The sequence below is a fragment of the Streptomyces sp. NBC_01788 genome, from assembly GCF_035917575.1.
Taxonomy (GTDB): domain Bacteria; phylum Actinomycetota; class Actinomycetes; order Streptomycetales; family Streptomycetaceae; genus Streptomyces.
Map to the genome: position 1 here is coordinate 7,234,540 of NZ_CP109090.1, position 18,787 is coordinate 7,253,326.

Below are 18,787 nucleotides of genomic sequence, written 5' to 3' on the forward strand. Positions count from 1 at the left end.
CTTCACCTTCCTCGCCGTCCTCCTCGGCGCCGATGGCGCCGTTCTCGACTCGCGAGCCGCCGATCCGATGGTCGGCCTGGGGATCGGCGCCGCCATCCTGCTGGTCCTCAAGAACGCAGCCCGCGAGGTCTACCGGCGTCTGATGGACTCCGCCGACCTCGCCCTGGTTGACACCCGGAGAACGTCCTGCGCGACATTGACAGGGTGCGCGGCGTCGGACAGGTACGCACGCGCTGGATCGGCTACGCCGTGCGCGCCGAAGCCGACATAATGACAGCGGGGGCGGAATCGGTAGCAGCGGCCTGCTCATCGGGGCTGCGTGGCAGAGAGACCTACGATGAATCTGCGGCTCAGGAGCCCAGGCCGCGAGAGTAGCGCTTCAAGAGGGTGGCGAACCTCGATCCCGGCGTCGCGGCCGCCACCTCGGCCGCGTCGGGCGCCGTGTCCACGTCGCGCAGGAGTGGCAGGTCGCGCACCCGAAGGCCCGCCCCGGTGAGGCGGTCGCGTTGGGCGGCGCCGGTGTATGCGGTGGACATCGGGATGCCTCGCAGCAGCGCCGGGTAGGGCGCGGCCAGGCCGAGTGCCCAGAACCCGCCGTCCTCCGCGGGGCCGAACCACGCGTCGTACTCCCGCCACGCGCCGGGATCCAGTACGGGGGCGAGGAGATTCGGGGTGAGCTGTGGGGTGTCCATGCCGACCAGTAGGGCGGGGCCGTCTGCCACGGCGGCGAAGGCCGCGGCCAGCCGCTCGTCCAGGCCACCGGACGCCTGCGGGACCACCTCGATGCCAGTCGGCAGCCAGCGTCCGGGCGCGCCGTCCAGGAAGAGCATCCGGCGGCGAGCCGGGCAGCGCAGCACGGTCTCGAGGGTGTCGGCGAGCGCCGCCTCCGCGAGGGCAGCGGCCTGGGCTGGGGTGAACGGCGGGGTGAGCCGGGTCTTGACGTGCCCGGGCCGCGGTTCTTTGGCCATCACCAGCAGCGCGGTCACCCCGACCGGACCGCTCACCGGAGTGCTCCCGCCGGACGCCGCGGCGGCTCGCTGAGCACCGCGCGCATGTCGCGCACCGTGTACCAGGTCCCACGCCAGGTACCCGTGACCTTGGAACGGCCGGCGCGCGGGTAGTACGGCACGTCGACCTCGCGCACCCGCCATCCGGCATCGGCGGCGCGGACGACCATCTGCAACGGGTAGCCCGACCTGCGGTCGGTCAGGTCCAGGTCGAGCAGGGCCTTCCGGCGGGCCACCCGCATCGGACCGAGGTCGTGCAGACGCAGGCCGGTGCGGCGGCGGATCAGCCGGGCCAGCTCGCGATTGGCGAGCCGGGCGTGCGTCGGCCAGGCGCCGCGCCTCGTCGGCCTGCGCCGCCCGAGCACCAGGTCCGCCTCACCGTCCAGGATGGGCTGGGCGAGGGACGGCAGCAGCCCCGGGTCGAGGGAGGCATCGCAGTCGCAGAAGCAGACCACGGGCGCGGTGGCGGCGCGCAGCCCGGCCGCGCAGGCGGCGCCGAAGCCGCGTACCGGTTCGCCGACGACGTGCGCGTCCAGCGACGCGGCGAGTTCGGCGGAGCTGTCGGTCGAGCCGTTGTCGACGACAATGGCTCGCCAGCCGGGCGGGATCCGCTCCAGCACCCAGGGGAGGGCGGCTGCTTCGTTGAGGCACGGGAGTACGACGTCCGCCAGGGGCCGATGCCTGTCGGTCACGTCTTTCAGCGTACGGAGAGAAATGGGATGGCGCGTCCGGATCTCACCTGATTCGCGCCACCGCACCGTATTCGATGTTGGTCGGCGCGGTTCGGATGCCGGGCGCTTCCGTCCGATGAGGGCCGCGACGTATCCGGCGGCCGCGGGTTCGAGGCCATCTCCCGCACGCGCCTCACCGAGGCGTCGATGTCTGGCCGCGCAGGGGTGCCTTCGCGAACTCCCGCATGCCGTCGGTGAACGGTACCCGGGGCAGCCAGCCGAGTTCCTCGCGCAGCCGCGCCGAGGAGGCGGTGATGTGGCGGACGTCGCCCAGCCGGTATTCGCCGGTCACCACCGCCTCGGGCCCGTCGCAGGCGCCCGCGAGCGCGGTGGCCATCTCGCCCACGGTGTGCGGGCTGCCGCTGCCGACGTTGTAGGCGCGCAGCGTTCCTGCCGGGATCGCGGCGCCGACCGCGTCGAGTGCCGCCAGGTTGGCGGCGGCCACGTCGGCCACGTGGACGAAGTCGCGGAGCTGGCAGCCGTCCTCGAAGATCCGGGGCGGCTCACCGCGCGCGAGCGCGGAGCCGAAGAGCGAGGCCACGCCGGCGTAGGGGGTGTCGCGCGGCATGCCCGGCCCGTAGACATTGTGGTAGCGCAGGGCGAACGCCCGGCCCCCGGTGGCCCGCGCCCAGGCAGCGGCCAGGTGCTCCTGGGCCACTTTCGTCGCCGCGTAGACGTTGCGCGGGTCGGGTGGCGTGTCCTCCGGCACCAGGCCGGGGGTGAGCGGACCGCCGCAGCGCGGGCAGACGGGCTCGAACCGCCCGGCGTCCAGGTCGGCGACCCGGCGCGGGCCGGGCCGGACGGTCCCGTGGCGGGCGCATTCGTAGCGGCCCTCGCCGTAGTACACCATCGAGCCGGCCAGGACGAGCTCGCGAACCCGCAGCCGGGCCATGGCCGTGAGCAGGACGGCGGTGCCCAGGTCGTTGCACCCCACGTAGGCGGGCGCGTCGTCGAAGTCCCGGCCCAGGCCGACCATCGCCGCTTGATGACAGACCGCGTCCACCCCGCGCAGCGCCTCCCCGACCACCGATCGGTCCCGCACGTCGCCGCGCACAAACGCGACGCCGGGCGGGAACTGCGGCGGCTCGGGGGACCGCACGTCCAACACGCGCACCCCGTGCCTGGCCTCGACGAGAGCCCGGACGACATGGGAGCCGATGAACCCGGCCCCTCCTGTGACAAGGACGAGCATGCCTTCGAGGCTACGGCTGGATCGGGACACGCGGCGCCGAGAGGCGTGCCTGCGCGTTCGAGGCTGACACTGTGGCGGGTGTGGGAGTACGCACGCTCTGCACCACGGCACTGCTCGCCGCCCTCGTTGCCGTCGTCGCCGCGACGGTCCGCTTGGGCGGTGATCTCGGCCATCCGGCTGCGCTGCTGTACTGGTACGCCGCCGCGTGGGTGCTGTTCGCCGGAGCGGCGTGGATGGTGCGCCGCGTGCCGGTGCGCACCGCCGTGGTGCTGATCCTGGCCGGGGGGATCGCCCTGTGCGTGGCGGCACTGTCGACTCCGCCGCGCACCAGCGACGACATGTACCGCTACGCGTGGGACGGTCGCGTCCAGGCTGCGGGGATCTCCCCGTACGCCTACCCGCCGGACGCGTCACAGCTTGCCCGGTTGCGTGATCCGTGGCTCTTTCCCGCCGGGACCGCGTGCCATGGGTGGGACCTCCATTCAGTGGCGGGTGCGTGCACGCACATCAACAGGCCGTCCGAACACACGATCTATCCACCCGTGGCCGAGGGGTGGTTCCTGCTGGTGCACGCGGTCTCCCCGGCAGGCGGGCGGCATAAGCCACTGCAGCTCGCCGGTGCGGCGCTCGCCGTCGTCACGACGGTGGCGCTGCTGCTGGTGCAGCGGCGTACGTGTGGTGACACGCGGCGGGTGGCACTGTGGGCATGGTGTCCGGCGGTGCCGTTCGCCGCGGTCAACGATGCGCATGTGGACACGCTCGGAGTGCTGCTCACAGTGGCCGCGCTCGGCACGGCCGTGGCAGCACGTCGTGGAGCGCTGCTCGGGGCGGCGATCGCCGTCAAGCTGCTACCCGTGCTCACCCTCCCCGGTGCGCTGTCGGGAGTACTGGCTCCCGGGTATGACCCGCGGGCCCGGCTGCGGCGGACGACGTGCGTGCTGCTCACGGCCGTTGGCGTTGTGGCACTCGCCTATCTCCCGTACCTGCCGGCGTCCGGTTCCGCGGTCCTGGGTTATCTCCCCGGCTATCTGCGAGAAGAGGGGTACGAGCCGGGCAACGTCAGCCGGTTCGCGCTGCTGCGGCTGGTGCTGCCGGACGCGTGGGCCGGTCCGGCCGCCGTCGCACTAGTGGGGCTCAGTGCCTGGTACGTCCTGCGGCGCGGCGATCCAGAGCGGCCGTGGCACGGATCGCTGCTGGTCACGGGCACTGCGCTGCTGCTCACCTCGCCTGTGTACTACTGGTATGCGCTGCTCGTCGTGGCCCTCGTGGCGATGGGTGGCCGATGGGAGTGGCTCGCCGTTGCTGCCGCGGGCACCGTGCTGTATGTCGCGGGCGGACTGCAGCAGCAGGCTGTTCAGGCCTCTGCGTACGGGCTGGCCGCCGTGACGGTGCTCGCCGGCGTACTCGTCCGGGCGCGGGCGCGTGGCGGCGGAGACAGGGGGCTGGACGGTGCGTGAGGGCAGGCGTGTCGGCCACACGGGGCGCGGGGGAGTCATCGGTGGCGGCGTCTGAAGACCACCATCCGCAGGACGGTGAAGCGCACCACGGTCGCCAGGGCGAAGCTCGGTGCGAGCACCAGGGTCTCCGCTGCTGGTGAGGCGGTGGGCTGGTAGTGGCCGAAGAGCAGGAGGGCGCCTGAGGTGACCAGGTACGCCAGGACGAACAGGCCACCCGCGGCCAGATGCGCCTGGAGGACCCGGACCGTGGACCCGCGAAAGGTCAGTCGGCGGTTGGCCTCCGTGTTGAGGACGGTGACGGCAAGAAGGGCGGCGAAGTTGGCCAGGATGGGCGGCGACCAGTGGCGCAGAACCCAGTACAGCAAGGCCTGGGCCACGGTGGAGGCGACGCCGATCACGACGAACCAGAAGACTTCCCTGGTCAGCGCGGTGCGGCCGGGCCGGGCGGAGGTGCTGTGCCGTGCGCTGAGGCGTCGCACCTCACCATCATGAGGTCACCGTGCGCCCCGTCGAGCCGTGCGGAGCGCCGGTTTCGACCGTTCGGCGGGCGACGGACACCCGTATGCACGCCAGACACGGAAAGCCGAACCGATCTGTGCCAGTTTGTAGCTGACGACTTGACAAGCACCAACGGCGCGCTGGGGTTCGATGGCACCCCTTCGAGGGTTGGCCGGGACAGAGGAGGCGGCCGATGGGCAGTGGCGGACGGCCGCCGGCCCCGGGCTCCGGCGGGCCGCAGCGGCCGGGATCGGACGAGGGGCACGTACAGGGGCGCCTCGAGCGCGTGCGCGCTGCCGTGGCGGCGCGGGCCGCCAAGGGGGCCGCTCGTACCCGGGCCCTCGTGCGGCGGGTCGAGCGGACTCCTCCGCCTCCGGGGCCGTTCCGTCCCGGCTTCTGGCGCAGTCCCCTCCGCGGGCCCTGGCTGACGTCCGTGTTCGGCCTGGTGCTGCTGATCGGCATCCCGCTGATCTTCGTCACCGGGATGCTCTCCTACGCCTCCTACAACCCGGGACTCGGCCGCATCAACGACCAGACCCCGGACAAAGACCTGCTGGGCTTCTACCTCTTCGACTGGCCCACACATCCTTACTGGCTGTACCGGCTGACCCAGGGCGTGCACGTGACCCTCGGCGTGGTCCTCGTGCCGGTGCTGCTGGCCAAGTTGTGGTCAGTGATCCCGAAGCTGTTCGAATGGCTGCCGGTCCGCTCCGTCGCCCATGCACTGGAGCGGTTGTCCCTGCTCATGCTGGTCGGCGGGGTGATCTTCGAATTCGTCACCGGCATCATCAACATCCAGCTCTTCTACGTCTTCCCCGGCTCCTTCTACACCCTGCACTTCTACGGCGCCTGGGTCTTCATCGCCGCCTTCGTCGTCCATGTGAGCCTCAGACTCGGACGGATGACCCGCGCCCTGCGCTCCCGCAGCCTGGCAGCCGAACTGCGCACCGACCTCGCCCACACACGGCCAGAACCCCCCGACCCCGACGGCCTGGTCCCAACCGCTCCCGCACCGCCGACGATGACCCGGCGCGGCGCGCTCGCCATGGTGGGGGGCGGATCGCTCCTCCTCCTCGTGGTCACCGCAGGACAGAGCATCGGCGGCTGGCTGCGCAGCACCGCCCTCCTCGCGCCGCACAACCGTACTCCGGGCAGCGGCCCGAACGCCTTCCAGATCAACAAGACCGCAGCCTCCGTCGGCGTCACCCCCGCGCACGTCGGCCCCGCCTGGCGCCTGGAGATCCACGGCCCCGGTCCGACACTCGTCCTCACCCGCGCACAACTCCTCGCGATGCCCCAGCATGCCGCCGCACTGCCGATCGCCTGCGTGGAAGGGTGGTCCACCCCCAACCAGCAGTGGAGCGGCCTCCGACTGGCCGACCTCGCCGCCCTGGCGGGCCTCCCCGACGCCCGAAGCGTCCTCGTGCAATCCGTCCAACCACCCGGCCCCTACAGCTCGGTGGTACTGCGGGACAACCAGATCCACGACCCTCGATCGCTGCTCGCCCTGCGCGTCAACGGCGCGGACCTCTCACTCGACCACGGCTACCCGGCCCGCGTCATCGTCCCGGCCAACCCCGGCGTGAACAACACCAAGTGGGTACACCGGCTCACCTTCAGGACCTGACCATGGCGCGCTTCGTCCGCTGGTACGGCTCCGGCCCCCTCCACCTTCTCGTCCTGATCGCCTCGTTCGCCATCACCGGCTACGCCCTGGTGCGCCTGTTCGCTGTCCGCCCGCTCGAGGTTGCGATCTGGTTCGTCGGCGCGGCGGTCCTCCACGACCTGATCCTGCTGCCCCTGTACTCGCTCGCCGACCTGTCGGCACAGGCTGTCCTGCGGCATCGCGCCACCCGCATGCCACAACCACCGTGGATCAACTACCTGCGCGTGCCCACCTTTCTCTCCGGTGTGCTCCTGCTCGTCTGGTTCCCCCTCATCTTCGCCCTGTCGACCCCCTACCCGGGTGCCACCGGTTTGTCCATGGACGTCTACCTCGGCCGGTGGCTGGCCATCACCGCCGTGCTCTTCGCCGCCTCGGCAGTAGCCTTCGCCCTCAAACTGCGCCGCGTCCGTCGAGCCGCCCCTGCCGCCGAGGAACGACCCGCACCAGGTCACGACGCTGCACCGTGATGACCGACGAGGACGGCTCGCCCTTGCGTCGGGGGAGACCCCAATGCGCTCGCCCTGCGGGCCGGCCACGGGCCGGTGTACCTGCGGCTGGCGGACGGGTGCCGGATCCGGATGCCGGTGCATCGCTGGTACGCGCATCCCACCGTGGCCGACGAATCCGTGCTCAATCGTGCAGCAGACCCCTTCGACCACCTCGACCGCGGATGCCCGCACTCCTTGAAAAACGACCCCATCCCACGAACCAACGCCTCACGACCCATGGCCGACGAACCCCTCACGACTGATGCTGACGTTTTGCTGACAGCCAGGGCGCCGCAACATCGCTGAGCTGCGGAAACGCCGGTACAGTTCGCTATGTGGTGGAACTTCATCGGGCGCGGCCACGAGGACATCGCCAAGGCCCGGGACGAGTGGCAGAACGCCTCCGACCGCTTCGGCGCCGTCGAGGGGTACCCGGGAGACCGGCTTCCTGCCCCCGCGCTGCCGAACGCCGTCATCAGGCCGCGCAGGAATCCACCGCGTCACTGATTCGTCCGACGTGTCACCGACCCCACCCCGAGAGGAAACCCGATGAGCCGGTCCTCCAGCTCCGTGACCGTCCGGCGGACGGACGCCAAGCACCGCTACGAGATCCTGGTCGACGGCGAGCGCGCCGGGCTGGCCGCGTACCGCGACCACGGTGACCAGCGCGTCTTCTACCACACCGTGGTGGACGACGCCTTCGCCGGACAGGGCCTGGCCTCCCGGCTGGTCCAGGAGGCGCTCACCGACGTGCGCGAGTCCGGGAAGCGGATCGTGCCCGTCTGCCCGTACGTGGCCGGGTTCCTGAAGAGGCACGAGGAGTTCGCCGACATCACCGACCCCGTGACCACCGAGATCCAGCACTGGCTGGATGCCCAACCGGGCTGACCGCCCGCACGAGCAGGGGGAAAGCGGCGGGAAGACGAGAGCCGGGCCCGGGGCTGCCGCCCCGGGCCCGGCTCCTTCTGCTGTCCGGCTACAGACCGCGTACCCGGATGTTGCGGAACTCGATCAGATCGGTGTCGCTGTGGTTCTGCAGCCCCACGTACCCGCTGAGGAACTGGCGCAGGTCGGTGGGCGGGTCACCCGCACGGGACGACGACTTGCCGGGCGTGTTGTCGAACTCGTTGATCACCACGCCGTTCCGGATGATCGTGTAGTGCTGTCCGACCGCACGCACCTCGTAGTCGTTCCACTGGCCCTTCGGGGTCACCCCCGCCTTGTCCAGGCCGAGCGACTTGAAGTTGTAGACGGAACCGGTCTTCTGGACCTCGCCCGCGGCGCCGTCGTAGATCTGGATCTCCTGGCCGCAGTAGATCGCGACCCACTCGGGGGCGGTGCGGGCCGAGCCGACCGTGCCGCAACTGCCGTCCGGGCGGTCCGCCAGCGGTGTCCTCGGGTCCGGGAACCGGATGAAGACCCCGCTGTTGGCGTTGGCGCTGCCCGGCGCCACGTCACGGAACTGGAGCCTGACCGAGAAGTCCTTCAGCTCCTGTTTGGCGTACCACAGCATGCCCATGCCGCCGGAGCTGCGCATGGTGCCGTCCGGCTGGAGCGAGAACTTGCCCGCTCCGGCCTGACGCCAGTCGGCCAGACTCGCCGCGGTCCCGTCGAAGACGGTCTTGTACCCGGCGACCTTGCCGATCTCGCTCTGCGCCGCCGCCTTGCTGATCGCCGACGACTCGCGGTTGTCGAGGACGCCCTGCTTGCGGAGGTCGTTGACCACGGCGTTGACGTGGCTGACGAACTCCCCGTGGTTCGGCCAGGACGACTCGTCGTCGATCAGGTCGTTGACGGTGCAGCCGCCGCCGGCCCGGTGGTTGGTCACGCCCGTGTCGGTGTCCAGCAGGTGGACGGTCGGCCGGGCGTCGGGAGCCGGGCAGCCGGCCTTGGCGTCGAACGTCGCTGTGGCCTTCTCGCCGTCGGCGTAGGTGACCGTCAGCTTCGCGTGGTACGTGCCGTAGTCGGCGTACGTGTGGGCCGGGTTGGCCTCGTGCGAGGGCTTGCTGCCGTCGCCGAAGTCCCACTCCCAGGCCACGCCGCCGGTTCTGGCGCCGGCGAACGCCACCGTCTTCGGCTTGCTCTGGGTGACCACCCGCGCCCCCGCGTCCTGCGGCTTCGGGGTGGCCGGACCGCCCTGGTAGGTGATGCGGACGAGCTTCTGGTTGTTGTCCAGGCTGAAGAAGCCGCCCGCGTAGTCGAGCATGTACAGGGCGCCGTCGGGACCGAACTTGGCATCCATCCAGCTCTGCATCTGGGTGGCGCCGCCGCCCGGCGCGATGATGCTGCGCAGGTCCTCACCGAAGGCCGGCGCGCCCTGGTCCTTGACGCGGTCGGGGTCGAGGGTCACCGCGACCCGGTTGTTGGCGTTGGACTCGTCACCGATGAACCACTTGTCCTCCCAGTAGGCCGGCCAGGCGACACCGCTCTTGGTGGCCACCTGGGAACGGTGGTAGGTGGGACCGGACATGACGGCCTGGCCGCCGCCCTTCAGGTACGGCTGGGTGTAGGTGGCCTCGCTGTCGACGTAGCTGGGAACGCCGCTGCCGTCGGAGCGCTCCGGGAACACCGGTCCGCCGCCCTGGGGCGAGTACCAGATCATGTTGTCGCGGGCCGGCGGGATGTCCACCAGGCCGGTGTTGCGCGGCGACTCGTTCTTGAGGTGGTCGCAGTCGTACCAGCCGGTGAGGACCTTGGCGTCGGTGCTGCTGCGGTCACGGTAGGGCTGCCGGTTGCCCATGCAGTACGGCCAGCCTTGGTTGCCCGCGGAGGTGATGACCGTGGCCGTCTCGTACTTGGCCGGGCCCAGGTCCGGGCTGGAGGCTCCCGCGTCCGGGCCGACCCAGCCGGCGTTCAGCCAGTTGTGCACCGGGTCGACGGAGAGCCGCGCGATGTTGCGGACACCCATCACGTAGATCTCCGGGCGGGTCTTGTCGGTGCCCGGCGCGAAGAGGTTGCCCTTGGGGACGGTGTAGGTGCCGTCGGCCTCGGGGTGGATACGGATGATCTTGCCGTTGAGGTCGTTGGTGTTGCCGGAGGTGCGGCGTGCGTCCTGGAACGAGACGCCCTTGTAGTCCTGCGTCCAGTTGTTCCCGGAGTAACCGTCGGACCCACCGGAGGAGTTGTTGTCGCCGGAGCCGATGTACAGGTTGCCGTCCTTGTCGAAGGACATGCCGCCGCCGGCGTGGCAGCAGCTGTGGATCTGGGTGTCCCAGTGCAGCAGGTCCTTGCGGGTGCCCTGGTCGATGGACTCGGACGCGAAGTCGTACGTCAGCCGGGAGACCGTCCGCTGACCGATCCGCTTGTCGCGGTCGATCGACTCGTGCGGCATCCAGTAGATGTAGATCCACCCGTTCTGCTCGAACTTCGGGTCGAGGGTGATGCCGACCAGGCCCTCCTCGTTCTTGACCAGTTCGTCGCCGCTGCCCCGGTTGCCCATCACGTCGAGCGTGGTGAGCAGCTTGACCTTCTTGGTCTTGGGGTCCCACTGGTGGATGGTGCCGCAGCCCAGGCCGACCTTGGGGTTGTTCCAGTCGACGATCGGGCCGGACGGGCAGGCGGCCTTGCCGATGTAGAAGGCCTTGCCGTCGGGGGCCATGGTGAGACCGTGCGGCTCACCGATCTGGTCGAGCTGCCCCGCCTGGTTCTGGGCGGTCAGCCGCTCGGTCTTGTAGTTGGACGCGATGGTCGCCTGGCAGTCGCCGCGCACCATGCCGGTGGTCCACTGGATGGCGCCGAGGAGATGGCTCTGGAACTTGGTGTCGGTGGTGTAGCTCTCCTCGGTGCGGCCCATGCCGGTGTAGAAGGAGCGGCCGCCGTCGTAGTCACGGCACCAAGAGATCGGGTGGAACGGGCCGTTGGCGCCGGTGCCCGGCTTGTACTTCCACTCCTCGACCTGGGCGATGGTGTGGACCTTGCCGACCGGGTTGGGGTCCCAGTTGATCCACTGGTCGGAACGGGTCCAGTTCAGCGGCAGGCCCTTGTTGGCCGGGTGCTGACGGTCCGTCACGTCGACCACGGCCTGCTGGACCTCGGAGGCCTGCGGAGGCGTCGGGTTGGCGTTGAACAGCCGCAGCTCGGCCAGTTGCGTCAGCGGCTCACCGCTGTTCGCGGTGATCTCCAGCCGGTAGTGCTGGTAGGCCTGGCTGTTGGAGAACTGGAACTGCCTGGTCTGGAACCGCGACGGGAACGTCTCGCCGCTCCGGGTGTCCAGGGTCGTCCAGCTCTCGCCGTCCTGCGAACCCTGGAGCTTCCAGTCCCTCGGGTCCCGTCCCTGGTAGTCGTTGGCCGACGTCAGTGCGTAGTTGACCACCGTGACCGGCTTGTCCAGCTTCATGGTGACCCAGGCGGTCGGCGTACGGGCCAGCCACTTGGTGTCGTCCTTGCCGTCGAACAGCTTGTCCTTGGTCTCGCTCGGCGGGTTCTCCGAGTTGACCGCGCTCTCGACCACCTTCTCGGCGTCCGGCAGGCCCAGCGCGGGGCGGGTGCCGATCAGCCCGGTGAACCAGGAGGAGTCGGACTGCGCCCGGGCGGCGTCGTGGACGCCGACGAAGCCGCCGCCGTTGTTGATGTACGACTGGAACGCGGCTTCCTGCTCGGCGTTGAGGGTCACGCCGTCGGCCGACAGGAACACCACCCCTCGGTACTTGGCGAGGCCGGCGGTGGTGAACACGCCCGTGTCCTCGGACTCGACGACCTTGAACCCGTTCTTCTCGCCGAGGTTCCCGATCGCCGCCGCGGCCTTCTTGACCGGGTCGTCCTGCTTGGCGGCCGGTCCGTGGAAGACCAGGACGTTCACCTGGCTCCCGGCCGCCGCGCCCTCGGTGTTCTCCGTGGGCGGCTGCGCGTTCGCCTGCACGGCCGGCAGCGTGGACAGCCCCAGGGTCAGCGCGGCGCTGGACAGCAGGACGACGGCGCGGCGCCAGGACCACGCGTGGCGAGCGGTCCGCACCGGACGCGACGGCGGTGCTCCGCTTCGTCGTGAGAGGGCGAACCGGTCTCTCTTGCCCATGGTTGCTCCTTGACTCGATCCGACAACGGAAGAGTGATCAGGGGATGGAGCGAGGGCTGCCGCGGACGCCCCGCCCGGCGTGGGCCGGGTGCGGCGGATTTCGGCGGGCGGTCACGAGGCCCGGGAAGGACGCGTGCCGGAAGGGCGAGGTCGGGTTCGCCCCGGGTCCTTGCGGGTGAGGACCGGCCGGCGGCAGTCGTACACGCCCGTCGGACCGTCAGGTGGTTCGACGGGCGTGGCTTTGGGGGGCTTGGGGGCGGAGCCCGGATCGGGGGCCCCGTCGCTGCCCTCTAGTGGTCGTGCATGCCGCCGGGGGCCGTGCCGTCGGTCTCGGCCATGTGGTGGGGCATGCCGCCGGGGACCGAGCCGTCGGCTTCGGTCACGAGGAAGACGCCGGCCATGCCCATGTCCGAGTGGCTCTGGACGTGGCAGTGGTACATCCAGGCGCCCGCGCCGACCCGGTCACCCGCGACCACCTGGAATCCGAAGGAATCCGCCGGGCCGACCGTCTTGGTGTCGATGACCCGGCTCACGTCCTGCGGACCCTGGAGGATGCCGGTGCGGTTGTCCACCCAGCGGTGGCCGTGGATGTGCCAGGTGTGGAAGAAGTCCCCGTGTGTGATCACGATGAACTCCACTCGCTCACCGCGGACGGCCTTGAAGGTGGGCGCGTCGTGGGCGCCCCGGTTGTTGATCGTCATGTCGTTGAACACGACCGTGAACTGCTTGTCGGGCAGCACGTCGCCCTTGCGGCGCACGATCACGGGGCCGTAGAGGCCCTTTTTGATGCCGCCCGTGCCGTGCTCGGTCCCCACGTTGTGATCGTGGTAGTGCCAGTAGCCGGCGCTGCCGGCCTCCCATGTCCCGCCCTGGTTCGACGGGGCGTGGGTGCGCCAGACGTAGGTCCGCCGGCCGCCCGGCTCGACGACGCTGTCGTTCATCTTGGTGCCGTCGCTGGCGACGTCGTAGTCCAGGCCGTGCACGTGCAGACTCGCGGCGACGTCCAGGTTGTTGACGACCTCGATGTTCATCGTGTCGCCCTCGGTCAGCTCGATGAGCGGGCCGGGGATCGTCGCCTCGCCCGGTTTCAGGCCGTAGCCCATTTCCCCGTTCGGCAGCTTCTCCATGTACAGGGTCAGGTTGCGGACGGTGCCCTTGTTGTTTCCCTGGCCGTTCCCCTCCACCGGCTTGTCCTTCGGGGCGGCGGCGGTCGCGGTGATGCCGAGCACCGTGGGTACGACCGCGGCGGCGGCTGCCCCGGTGGCGAAGGCCCGCCGGGAGAAGCGTCTCGTACCTGCGCCTGAGTCGGTCATCGTTCTCCAATCCTCTGAACGCGTGCGAACCCGAAGGCGTCGCGTGGTCGTGATGTGATCCGTCGCCGACGGCAGCCGTCCCGTCAGGGCGGTGTGCGGTGATGCGCCGTGCCTTCGGGCTCGCGGGGGAGGCGGGACGGTCGCCGGATCGGCCTGCCGGTGAGGCCGTCCTGCTCGGCTCGATGTGCCGGATACGGCGGGGGATCGGGTCGGCTGGGCGAACGGGGTTCGCCTCGGGACCGCATCACCGTAGCGGGCACCCCTCCAGTTTTTCCAGACTCAGGTCAAAGTTGGTTGGATTGTGGCCATAGACCTTGGCGGGCCGTCAAAAGCCCGGTAGCTTCCCAGCGTTGCCGCACTTTGCGAGAGGTGGGGCCGCGGGACCCTGCGAGAGGCCGGGTCCGCGGGACTGGCCCCCTCGACGCGCTCCATCCAGGCGGCTGGTCGTCCACTAGACGGGACCGCGAGTGTCCCTGCGCGGTGCCGCACAAGCGAATTCGCGAAAGGTGCAGCGGTGTTCAGAAGACTGCTCCATGCCCAGACGGATCCGCCCCCCTCAGGATCGGCGCCACGCAAACTGTTCCGCGCACACCCGGTGCTGGCGGCCCTGGTGGCGGTCGTCTTCACGGCCTTCTCGCTGGCCGTGCCGGCCGCGTACGCGGCGGCGGGCCGCGGGACCGAGAAGGCGGCGGCCCAGGTGCTCACCTGGACGGCCGGCGACGACTACACGAAGTACACGTCGGTGCCCACCACCGCGGTGGCGGGACCGGCGACGATCGTGTTCGAGAACAGCGCGGCCACCGGCAACACCACGGGAATGCCGCACACGTTGACGTTCGACGTCTCGAACCCCGACTACAACAACGACCTCAGCCTCAACATCCAGGCGAGCCCCTTCGACTCCAACGGCGGCAAGTACACGGCCGAGGTCGTTCTCAAGCCCGGCGTCTACCGCTACTTCTGCGCGATGCCGGGCCACCAGTCGATGACCGGCCAGCTCGTCGTCACCGCCGCACCCGGCGACGACGACACCACGGCACCGGAGACGTCGGCGACGGTCTCCGGCACGAAGGACGCGTCCGGAAACTACGTGGGCAGCGCCACGGTGACGGTGTCGGCTTCGGATTCCGGGTCGGGTGTGGCGAGTGTGGAGTACTCGCTTGATGGTGGTGCGTTCTCCGCGTATGCGAAGCCGGTTGTGGTGAGTGAGGTCGGTGCGCATTCGTTGTCGTATCGGGCGTCGGACAAGGCGGGGAATGCGTCGGCGGTGAAGTCGGTGGAGTTCTCCGTGGTGGCGGCTGAGCCGGAGGACAGGACGCCGCCGGAGACGTCGGCGTCGGTGTCGGGGACGAAGGACGGGTCCGGCAACTATGTGGGCAGTGCGACGGTGACGGTGTCGGCTTCGGACTCCGAGTCGGGTGTGGCGAAGATCGAGTATTCGCTGGATGGTGCGGCGTATGTCGCGTACTCGGCGCCGGTGCAGGTGAGTGGTGTGGGTGCGCATTCGTTGTCGTATCGGGCGTCGGACAAGGCGGGGAATGCGTCGGCGGTGAAGTCGGTGGAGTTCTCCGTGGTGGCGGCTGAGCCGGAGGACAGGACGCCGCCGGAGACGTCGGCGTCGGTGTCGGGGACGAAGGACGGGTCCGGCAACTATGTGGGCAGTGCGACGGTGACGGTGTCGGCTTCGGACTCCGAGTCGGGTGTGGCGAAGATCGAGTATTCGCTGGATGGTGCGGCGTATGTCGCGTACTCGGCGCCGGTGCAGGTGAGTGGTGTGGGTGCGCATTCGTTGTCGTATCGGGCGTCGGACAAGGCGGGGAATGCGTCGGCGGTGAAGTCGGTGGAGTTCTCCGTGGTGGCGGCTGAGCCGGAGGACAGGACGCCGCCGGAGACGTCGGCGTCGGTGTCGGGGACGAAGGACGGGTCCGGCAACTATGTGGGCAGTGCGACGGTGACGGTGTCGGCTTCGGACTCCGAGTCGGGTGTGGCGAAGATCGAGTATTCGCTGGATGGTGCGGCGTATGTCGCGTACTCGGCGCCGGTGCAGGTGAGTGGTGTGGGTGCGCATTCGTTGTCGTATCGGGCGTCGGACAAGGCGGGGAATGCGTCGGCGGTGAAGTCGGTGGAGTTCTCCGTGGTGGCGGCTGAGCCGGAGGACAGGACGCCGCCGGAGACGTCGGCGTCGGTGTCGGGGACGAAGGACGCGTCCGGCAACTACGTCGGCAGCGCGACCGTGACGGTGTCCGCCTCGGACTCCGGTTCCGGTGTGGCCGGCATTGAGTACTACCTCGACGGCGGCCCCTATCTCCAGTACGCGGAGCCGGTGGTGATCGACAGGGCCGGGAGCCACACGCTCCTCTACCGGGCCACCGACAAGGCCGGCAACACGTCCACGCCCAAGTCGCTGTCCCTGAAGGTCGTCGCCGGCGAGCCGCCGACCGACTGTCCGGAAAGGGACGACCGGGCCACCGTGTTCGTCGGCTCGATCAACACCGGTGTCCCCAACCGCGTGACGGCCGGCGGCTGCACGATCAACGAGCTGATCGAGGACCAGCGGGCCTGGGAGAACCACGGCGCGTTCGTCTCGCACGTCGGAAAGGTCGTCCAGACGCTGCGGGACGAGGGTGTCATCGACCAGCGGGAGGCCGCCGAGATCAAGAAGGCGGCCGGCCAGTCCGACGTGGGCAAGCCCAACCGCGCGCCCTCCGGCGCGTGAGGCACGGCCCGGGCGGTGACCCCGCCTGAACAGGGAGCCCTGGCGGGCCGCGCCACAAGCCCGCCAGGGCGCCTCCGGCACCGGGCCCCGGACGCTGCCGCGCACGGCTTTGTCCATCCGGAGGTGAAAGTTCCCCACATCAGTGCACAAGTTTCTTTCATCGGCGGCGGCTCGGTGCTACGGTCCTTCTCAAAGTCGTGCCCCCCATGTGCCGGGCATGCGAACGGTTCTTGCCACGACGGGGGCGGCGTGAGGTCTATGACGGCTCGACCGGCCAATCTCCACCAGGCCCGGCTGCTCCGCCTCCTGCGCGACCTCGGCCCGCAGTCCCGGGTCGCCCTCGGGGAGCAGGTCGAGCTGTCGCGCTCCAAGCTCGCCTTCGAGATCGACCGGCTCCTGGAGACCGGGCTGGTCGTGCAGGACGGCCTCGCCGCCTCCCGCGGCGGCCGCCGCTCGCACAACGTCCGGATCGCCCCGTCACTGCGGTTCCTCGGCGTGGACATCGGCGCCACCTCCGTGGACGTCGCGGTCACCAACGCCGAGCTGGACGTCCTCGGCCACGTGGCCGAGACGCTGGACGTGCGCGAAGGCCCGGTCGCCGTCTTCGAGCGGGTGCTCGCCCTGGCCGGCAAACTGCGCGAGGCGGGGCTGGCGGACCGCTTCGACGGCGCCGGGATCGGCGTGCCGGGACCCGTCAGGTTCCCCGAGGGCGTCCCCGTCGCGCCACCGATCATGCCCGGCTGGGACGGCTTCCCCGTCCGCGAGGCGATGAGCCAGGAACTGGGCTGCCCCGTCCTCGTCGACAACGACGTGAACCTGATGGCCCTGGGCGAGCAGCAGGCCGGCGTGGCCCGGTCCGTACGCGACTTCCTGTGCGTGAAGCTCGGCACGGGCATCGGCTGCGGAATCGTCGTCGGCGGCGAGGTGCACCGCGGTGTCACCGGCAGCGCCGGCGACATCGGCCACATCCAGGCGGATCCGGAAGGGCCGCGGTGCGCCTGCGGCAACATCGGTTGTCTCGAGGCGTACTTCGGAGGCAGCTCCCTCGTCCGCGACGCGACCGCGCTCGCCCAGTCCGGCCGCTCGACGGAGCTGGCCGGACGGCTGGAGGCGGCCGGGAGGCTGACCCCCGAGGACGTCTCGGCCGCCGCCGGTGCCGGGGACGCGGCCTCCCTGGAACTGATCCGCATGGGCGGACGGCGTACCGGTCAGGTCATCGCCGGCCTGGTCAGCTTCTTCAACCCCGGCCTCGTGGTCATCGGGGGAGGGCTCACCGGACTGGGGCACAACCTGCTGGCGAGCATCCGCACCCAGGTCTACCGCCAGTCCCTGCCGCTGGCGACCGGCAACCTGCCGATCGTCCTCGGCGAGCTCGGCCATGCCGCGGGCGTCGTCGGCGCCACCCGGCTGATCAGCGACCACATCTTCTCACCGGCCTGACCCGTCCGGCCCGGCCCGCCTGACCTGGCCGGATGGGCGGAACCGGCCACCTCGAACGCGCCGAACCGCGCCGGTCGCGTACTGGCGCGAGTGGACGGTGACACGTCAAGATCTCCTCCTCAGGGCGGCTCCGACCGGTCGTGCGCCGGTACCGGTTCGGTCCGGCGCACGACCGGAGGAGGAGAGGAGCGACATGTTCGAGACCACGAGTTTCGACTCCGTGGAAGTACGTGCGTACCGCAGCCTGGTCGGAATGCCGGAGGCCACACCGTCCCAACTCGCCCGTCGTCTCGGTCTGTCCGGACGCGAGGCGGCCAGGCTCCTCGACACGCTGGAGGCCAAGGGGCTGGTGTGCCGCGCCGAGGGCGCGGCACACCGCTTCCGCGCGTCACCGCCCGATCTGGCGCTCGGCCCGCTGCTGCTGAGCCGGCAGCAGGAGTTGCAGGCCGCGCGGTCGGTGATGGCGAAGCTCACCGAGGAGTACCGCCACCAGACCCGGCGCCGGGGCTCGGCCGAGGCGGTCGAGACGGTGACCGGGGCGCGGGCGATGGCCCGGACGTTCGACCAGCTTCAGCGCGGCGCACAGGCCGAGATCCTGGCGCTGTGCAAGCCGCCGAACGTGGCGGTGCCGTCACGCGGCAACGACACCCAACTGGAGATCCTGGCCGCGGGGGTGACGTACCGCGCGGTCTACGAGAGGTCGGCGCTGGAGGTGCCGCCCGAGGTGTACCGGATCCGCGAGTTCGTCGAGGGCGGTGAACAGGCCCGGGTGGCCGCGGAGGTTCCGGTGAAGATGGTGGTCGCCGACCGGCAACTGGCCATGCTGGTGACCCCGTTCGTACGCGCCTCGGACGCGGGCGGCCCGGCCGGCGACCCGCCGTCCGCCGTTCTGGTCCGCCCCGGCGCGCTGCTCGACGCTCTCATCGCGTTCTTCGAGAGCCTGTGGGCGGGCGCCTCGCCGCTGGTGCTCACCGAGGACGGGCTGGTCGGCGAGAGGGAGTCCGACCGGACCCCTTCGCCGGAGGACCTGCTCCTGCTGTCGCTGCTGCTCACCGGTCTGACGGACACCGCCATCGCCGGACAGATCGGCACGAGTCTGCGCACCGTCCAGCGCCGTATCCGCGACCTGATCGAGTTCGCCGGGGTCCGGACCCGGATGCAGCTCGCCTGGGAGGCCTCCCGCCGCGGCTGGCTGTGAGGACCGAGCCGTACCACGGGATGCCCGGGCCGGACCACGGGATGCCCGGGCCGTGCCGCCGTGCGGCTCC

Annotated in this window: 13 protein-coding genes and 3 pseudogenes; 8 read left to right on the forward strand and 8 right to left on the reverse strand. The window is 70.5% G+C overall.

What is annotated here, in order from left to right:
- Positions 1–350 precede the first annotated feature (350 nt).
- The 3 genes from OIE49_RS32265 to OIE49_RS32275 form a co-directional block, all read right to left on the reverse strand.
- Positions 351–968, reverse strand: coding sequence for a TIGR04282 family arsenosugar biosynthesis glycosyltransferase (locus tag OIE49_RS32265; RefSeq protein WP_326806382.1), 618 nt, complete (start codon positions 966–968; stop codon positions 351–353).
- 32 nt (positions 969–1,000) lie between these two features.
- A complete protein-coding gene (locus OIE49_RS32270; protein WP_326805378.1) occupies positions 1,001–1,699 on the reverse strand; it encodes a glycosyltransferase family 2 protein in 699 nt (232 codons plus the stop codon).
- A 172-nt stretch (positions 1,700–1,871) separates the two neighbouring features.
- On the reverse strand, positions 1,872–2,930 hold the full coding sequence (locus tag OIE49_RS32275) for an NAD-dependent epimerase/dehydratase family protein (protein WP_326805379.1): 1,059 nt from the start codon (positions 2,928–2,930) through the stop codon (positions 1,872–1,874).
- Positions 2,931–3,010: 80 nt separating this feature from the next.
- Here OIE49_RS32275 and OIE49_RS32280 point away from each other — a divergent pair, with 80 nt between their 5' ends.
- Entirely contained in the window at positions 3,011–4,387 is a 1,377-nt protein-coding gene (locus tag OIE49_RS32280; RefSeq protein WP_326805380.1) for a glycosyltransferase 87 family protein, read from the forward strand.
- Between the two features lie 35 nt (positions 4,388–4,422).
- Here OIE49_RS32280 and OIE49_RS32285 read toward each other — a convergent pair whose 3' ends face one another.
- Positions 4,423–4,866 carry a GtrA family protein gene (locus OIE49_RS32285; protein WP_326805381.1) on the reverse strand — a complete coding sequence of 148 codons (444 nt, stop codon included), beginning with the start codon at positions 4,864–4,866 and terminating at the stop codon, positions 4,423–4,425.
- A gap of 212 nt (positions 4,867–5,078) precedes the next feature.
- Between OIE49_RS32285 and OIE49_RS32290 the strand changes: the two genes are divergently transcribed.
- The 4 genes and pseudogenes from OIE49_RS32290 to OIE49_RS32305 all read left to right on the forward strand — a co-directional run bounded on the left by OIE49_RS32290 (position 5,079) and on the right by OIE49_RS32305 (position 7,927).
- Positions 5,079–6,512: a molybdopterin-dependent oxidoreductase gene (locus OIE49_RS32290; RefSeq protein ID WP_326805382.1), complete on the forward strand. Its 1,434-nt coding sequence runs from the start codon at positions 5,079–5,081 to the stop codon at positions 6,510–6,512.
- 2 nt (positions 6,513–6,514) lie between these two features.
- A complete protein-coding gene (locus OIE49_RS32295) occupies positions 6,515–7,018 on the forward strand; it encodes a hypothetical protein (RefSeq protein WP_326804639.1) in 504 nt (167 codons plus the stop codon).
- Between the two features lie 345 nt (positions 7,019–7,363).
- A pseudogene (locus tag OIE49_RS32300) lies at positions 7,364–7,546 on the forward strand (pirin family protein); the annotation flags it as partial.
- Positions 7,547–7,588: 42 nt separating this feature from the next.
- Positions 7,589–7,927, forward strand: coding sequence for a GNAT family N-acetyltransferase (locus OIE49_RS32305; protein ID WP_326805383.1), 339 nt, complete (start codon positions 7,589–7,591; stop codon positions 7,925–7,927).
- Positions 7,928–8,015: 88 nt separating this feature from the next.
- Here OIE49_RS32305 and OIE49_RS32310 read toward each other — a convergent pair whose 3' ends face one another.
- The 4 genes and pseudogenes from OIE49_RS32310 to OIE49_RS32325 form a co-directional block, all read right to left on the reverse strand.
- On the reverse strand, positions 8,016–9,134 hold the full coding sequence (locus OIE49_RS32310) for a family 16 glycoside hydrolase (RefSeq protein ID WP_234375693.1): 1,119 nt from the start codon (positions 9,132–9,134) through the stop codon (positions 8,016–8,018).
- Positions 9,135–9,158: 24 nt separating this feature from the next.
- Positions 9,159–11,108, reverse strand: a pseudogene (locus tag OIE49_RS32315) (ThuA domain-containing protein); the annotation flags it as partial.
- Positions 11,109–11,114: 6 nt separating this feature from the next.
- Positions 11,115–12,050, reverse strand: a pseudogene (locus tag OIE49_RS32320) (ThuA domain-containing protein); the annotation flags it as partial.
- Between the two features lie 290 nt (positions 12,051–12,340).
- Positions 12,341–13,363 carry a multicopper oxidase domain-containing protein gene (locus tag OIE49_RS32325; RefSeq protein WP_100570147.1) on the reverse strand — a complete coding sequence of 341 codons (1,023 nt, stop codon included), beginning with the start codon at positions 13,361–13,363 and terminating at the stop codon, positions 12,341–12,343.
- A gap of 643 nt (positions 13,364–14,006) precedes the next feature.
- On the opposite strand from OIE49_RS32325, the gene OIE49_RS32330 reads away from it, so the two are divergent.
- The 3 genes from OIE49_RS32330 to OIE49_RS32340 all read left to right on the forward strand — a co-directional run bounded on the left by OIE49_RS32330 (position 14,007) and on the right by OIE49_RS32340 (position 18,717).
- Positions 14,007–16,079 (forward strand): OmpL47-type beta-barrel domain-containing protein, encoded by a 2,073-nt coding sequence (locus tag OIE49_RS32330; RefSeq protein WP_326806383.1) that lies wholly within the window; start codon positions 14,007–14,009, stop codon positions 16,077–16,079.
- A gap of 258 nt (positions 16,080–16,337) precedes the next feature.
- Complete coding sequence (locus tag OIE49_RS32335) at positions 16,338–17,519, forward strand: ROK family protein (RefSeq protein WP_100570149.1); 1,182 nt, start codon at positions 16,338–16,340, stop codon at positions 17,517–17,519.
- A gap of 193 nt (positions 17,520–17,712) precedes the next feature.
- Positions 17,713–18,717: a helix-turn-helix domain-containing protein gene (locus OIE49_RS32340; protein ID WP_326805384.1), complete on the forward strand. Its 1,005-nt coding sequence runs from the start codon at positions 17,713–17,715 to the stop codon at positions 18,715–18,717.
- Positions 18,718–18,787: the final 70 nt, after the last annotated feature.

What these genes read in the sequence shown, in the direction of transcription:
- OIE49_RS32325 (WP_100570147.1), bottom strand. Translation starts at nt 13,363, where the DNA reads ATGACCGACTCAGGCGCAGGTACGAGACGCTTCTCCCGGCGGGCCTTC.
- OIE49_RS32295 (WP_326804639.1), top strand. Translation starts at nt 6,515, where the DNA reads ATGGCGCGCTTCGTCCGCTGGTACGGCTCCGGCCCCCTCCACCTTCTC.
- OIE49_RS32275 (WP_326805379.1), bottom strand. Translation starts at nt 2,930, where the DNA reads ATGCTCGTCCTTGTCACAGGAGGGGCCGGGTTCATCGGCTCCCATGTC.
- OIE49_RS32305 (WP_326805383.1), top strand. Translation starts at nt 7,589, where the DNA reads ATGAGCCGGTCCTCCAGCTCCGTGACCGTCCGGCGGACGGACGCCAAG.
- OIE49_RS32265 (WP_326806382.1), bottom strand. Translation starts at nt 968, where the DNA reads ATGGCCAAAGAACCGCGGCCCGGGCACGTCAAGACCCGGCTCACCCCG.
- OIE49_RS32290 (WP_326805382.1), top strand. Translation starts at nt 5,079, where the DNA reads ATGGGCAGTGGCGGACGGCCGCCGGCCCCGGGCTCCGGCGGGCCGCAG.
- OIE49_RS32335 (WP_100570149.1), top strand. Translation starts at nt 16,338, where the DNA reads ATGACGGCTCGACCGGCCAATCTCCACCAGGCCCGGCTGCTCCGCCTC.
- OIE49_RS32340 (WP_326805384.1), top strand. Translation starts at nt 17,713, where the DNA reads ATGTTCGAGACCACGAGTTTCGACTCCGTGGAAGTACGTGCGTACCGC.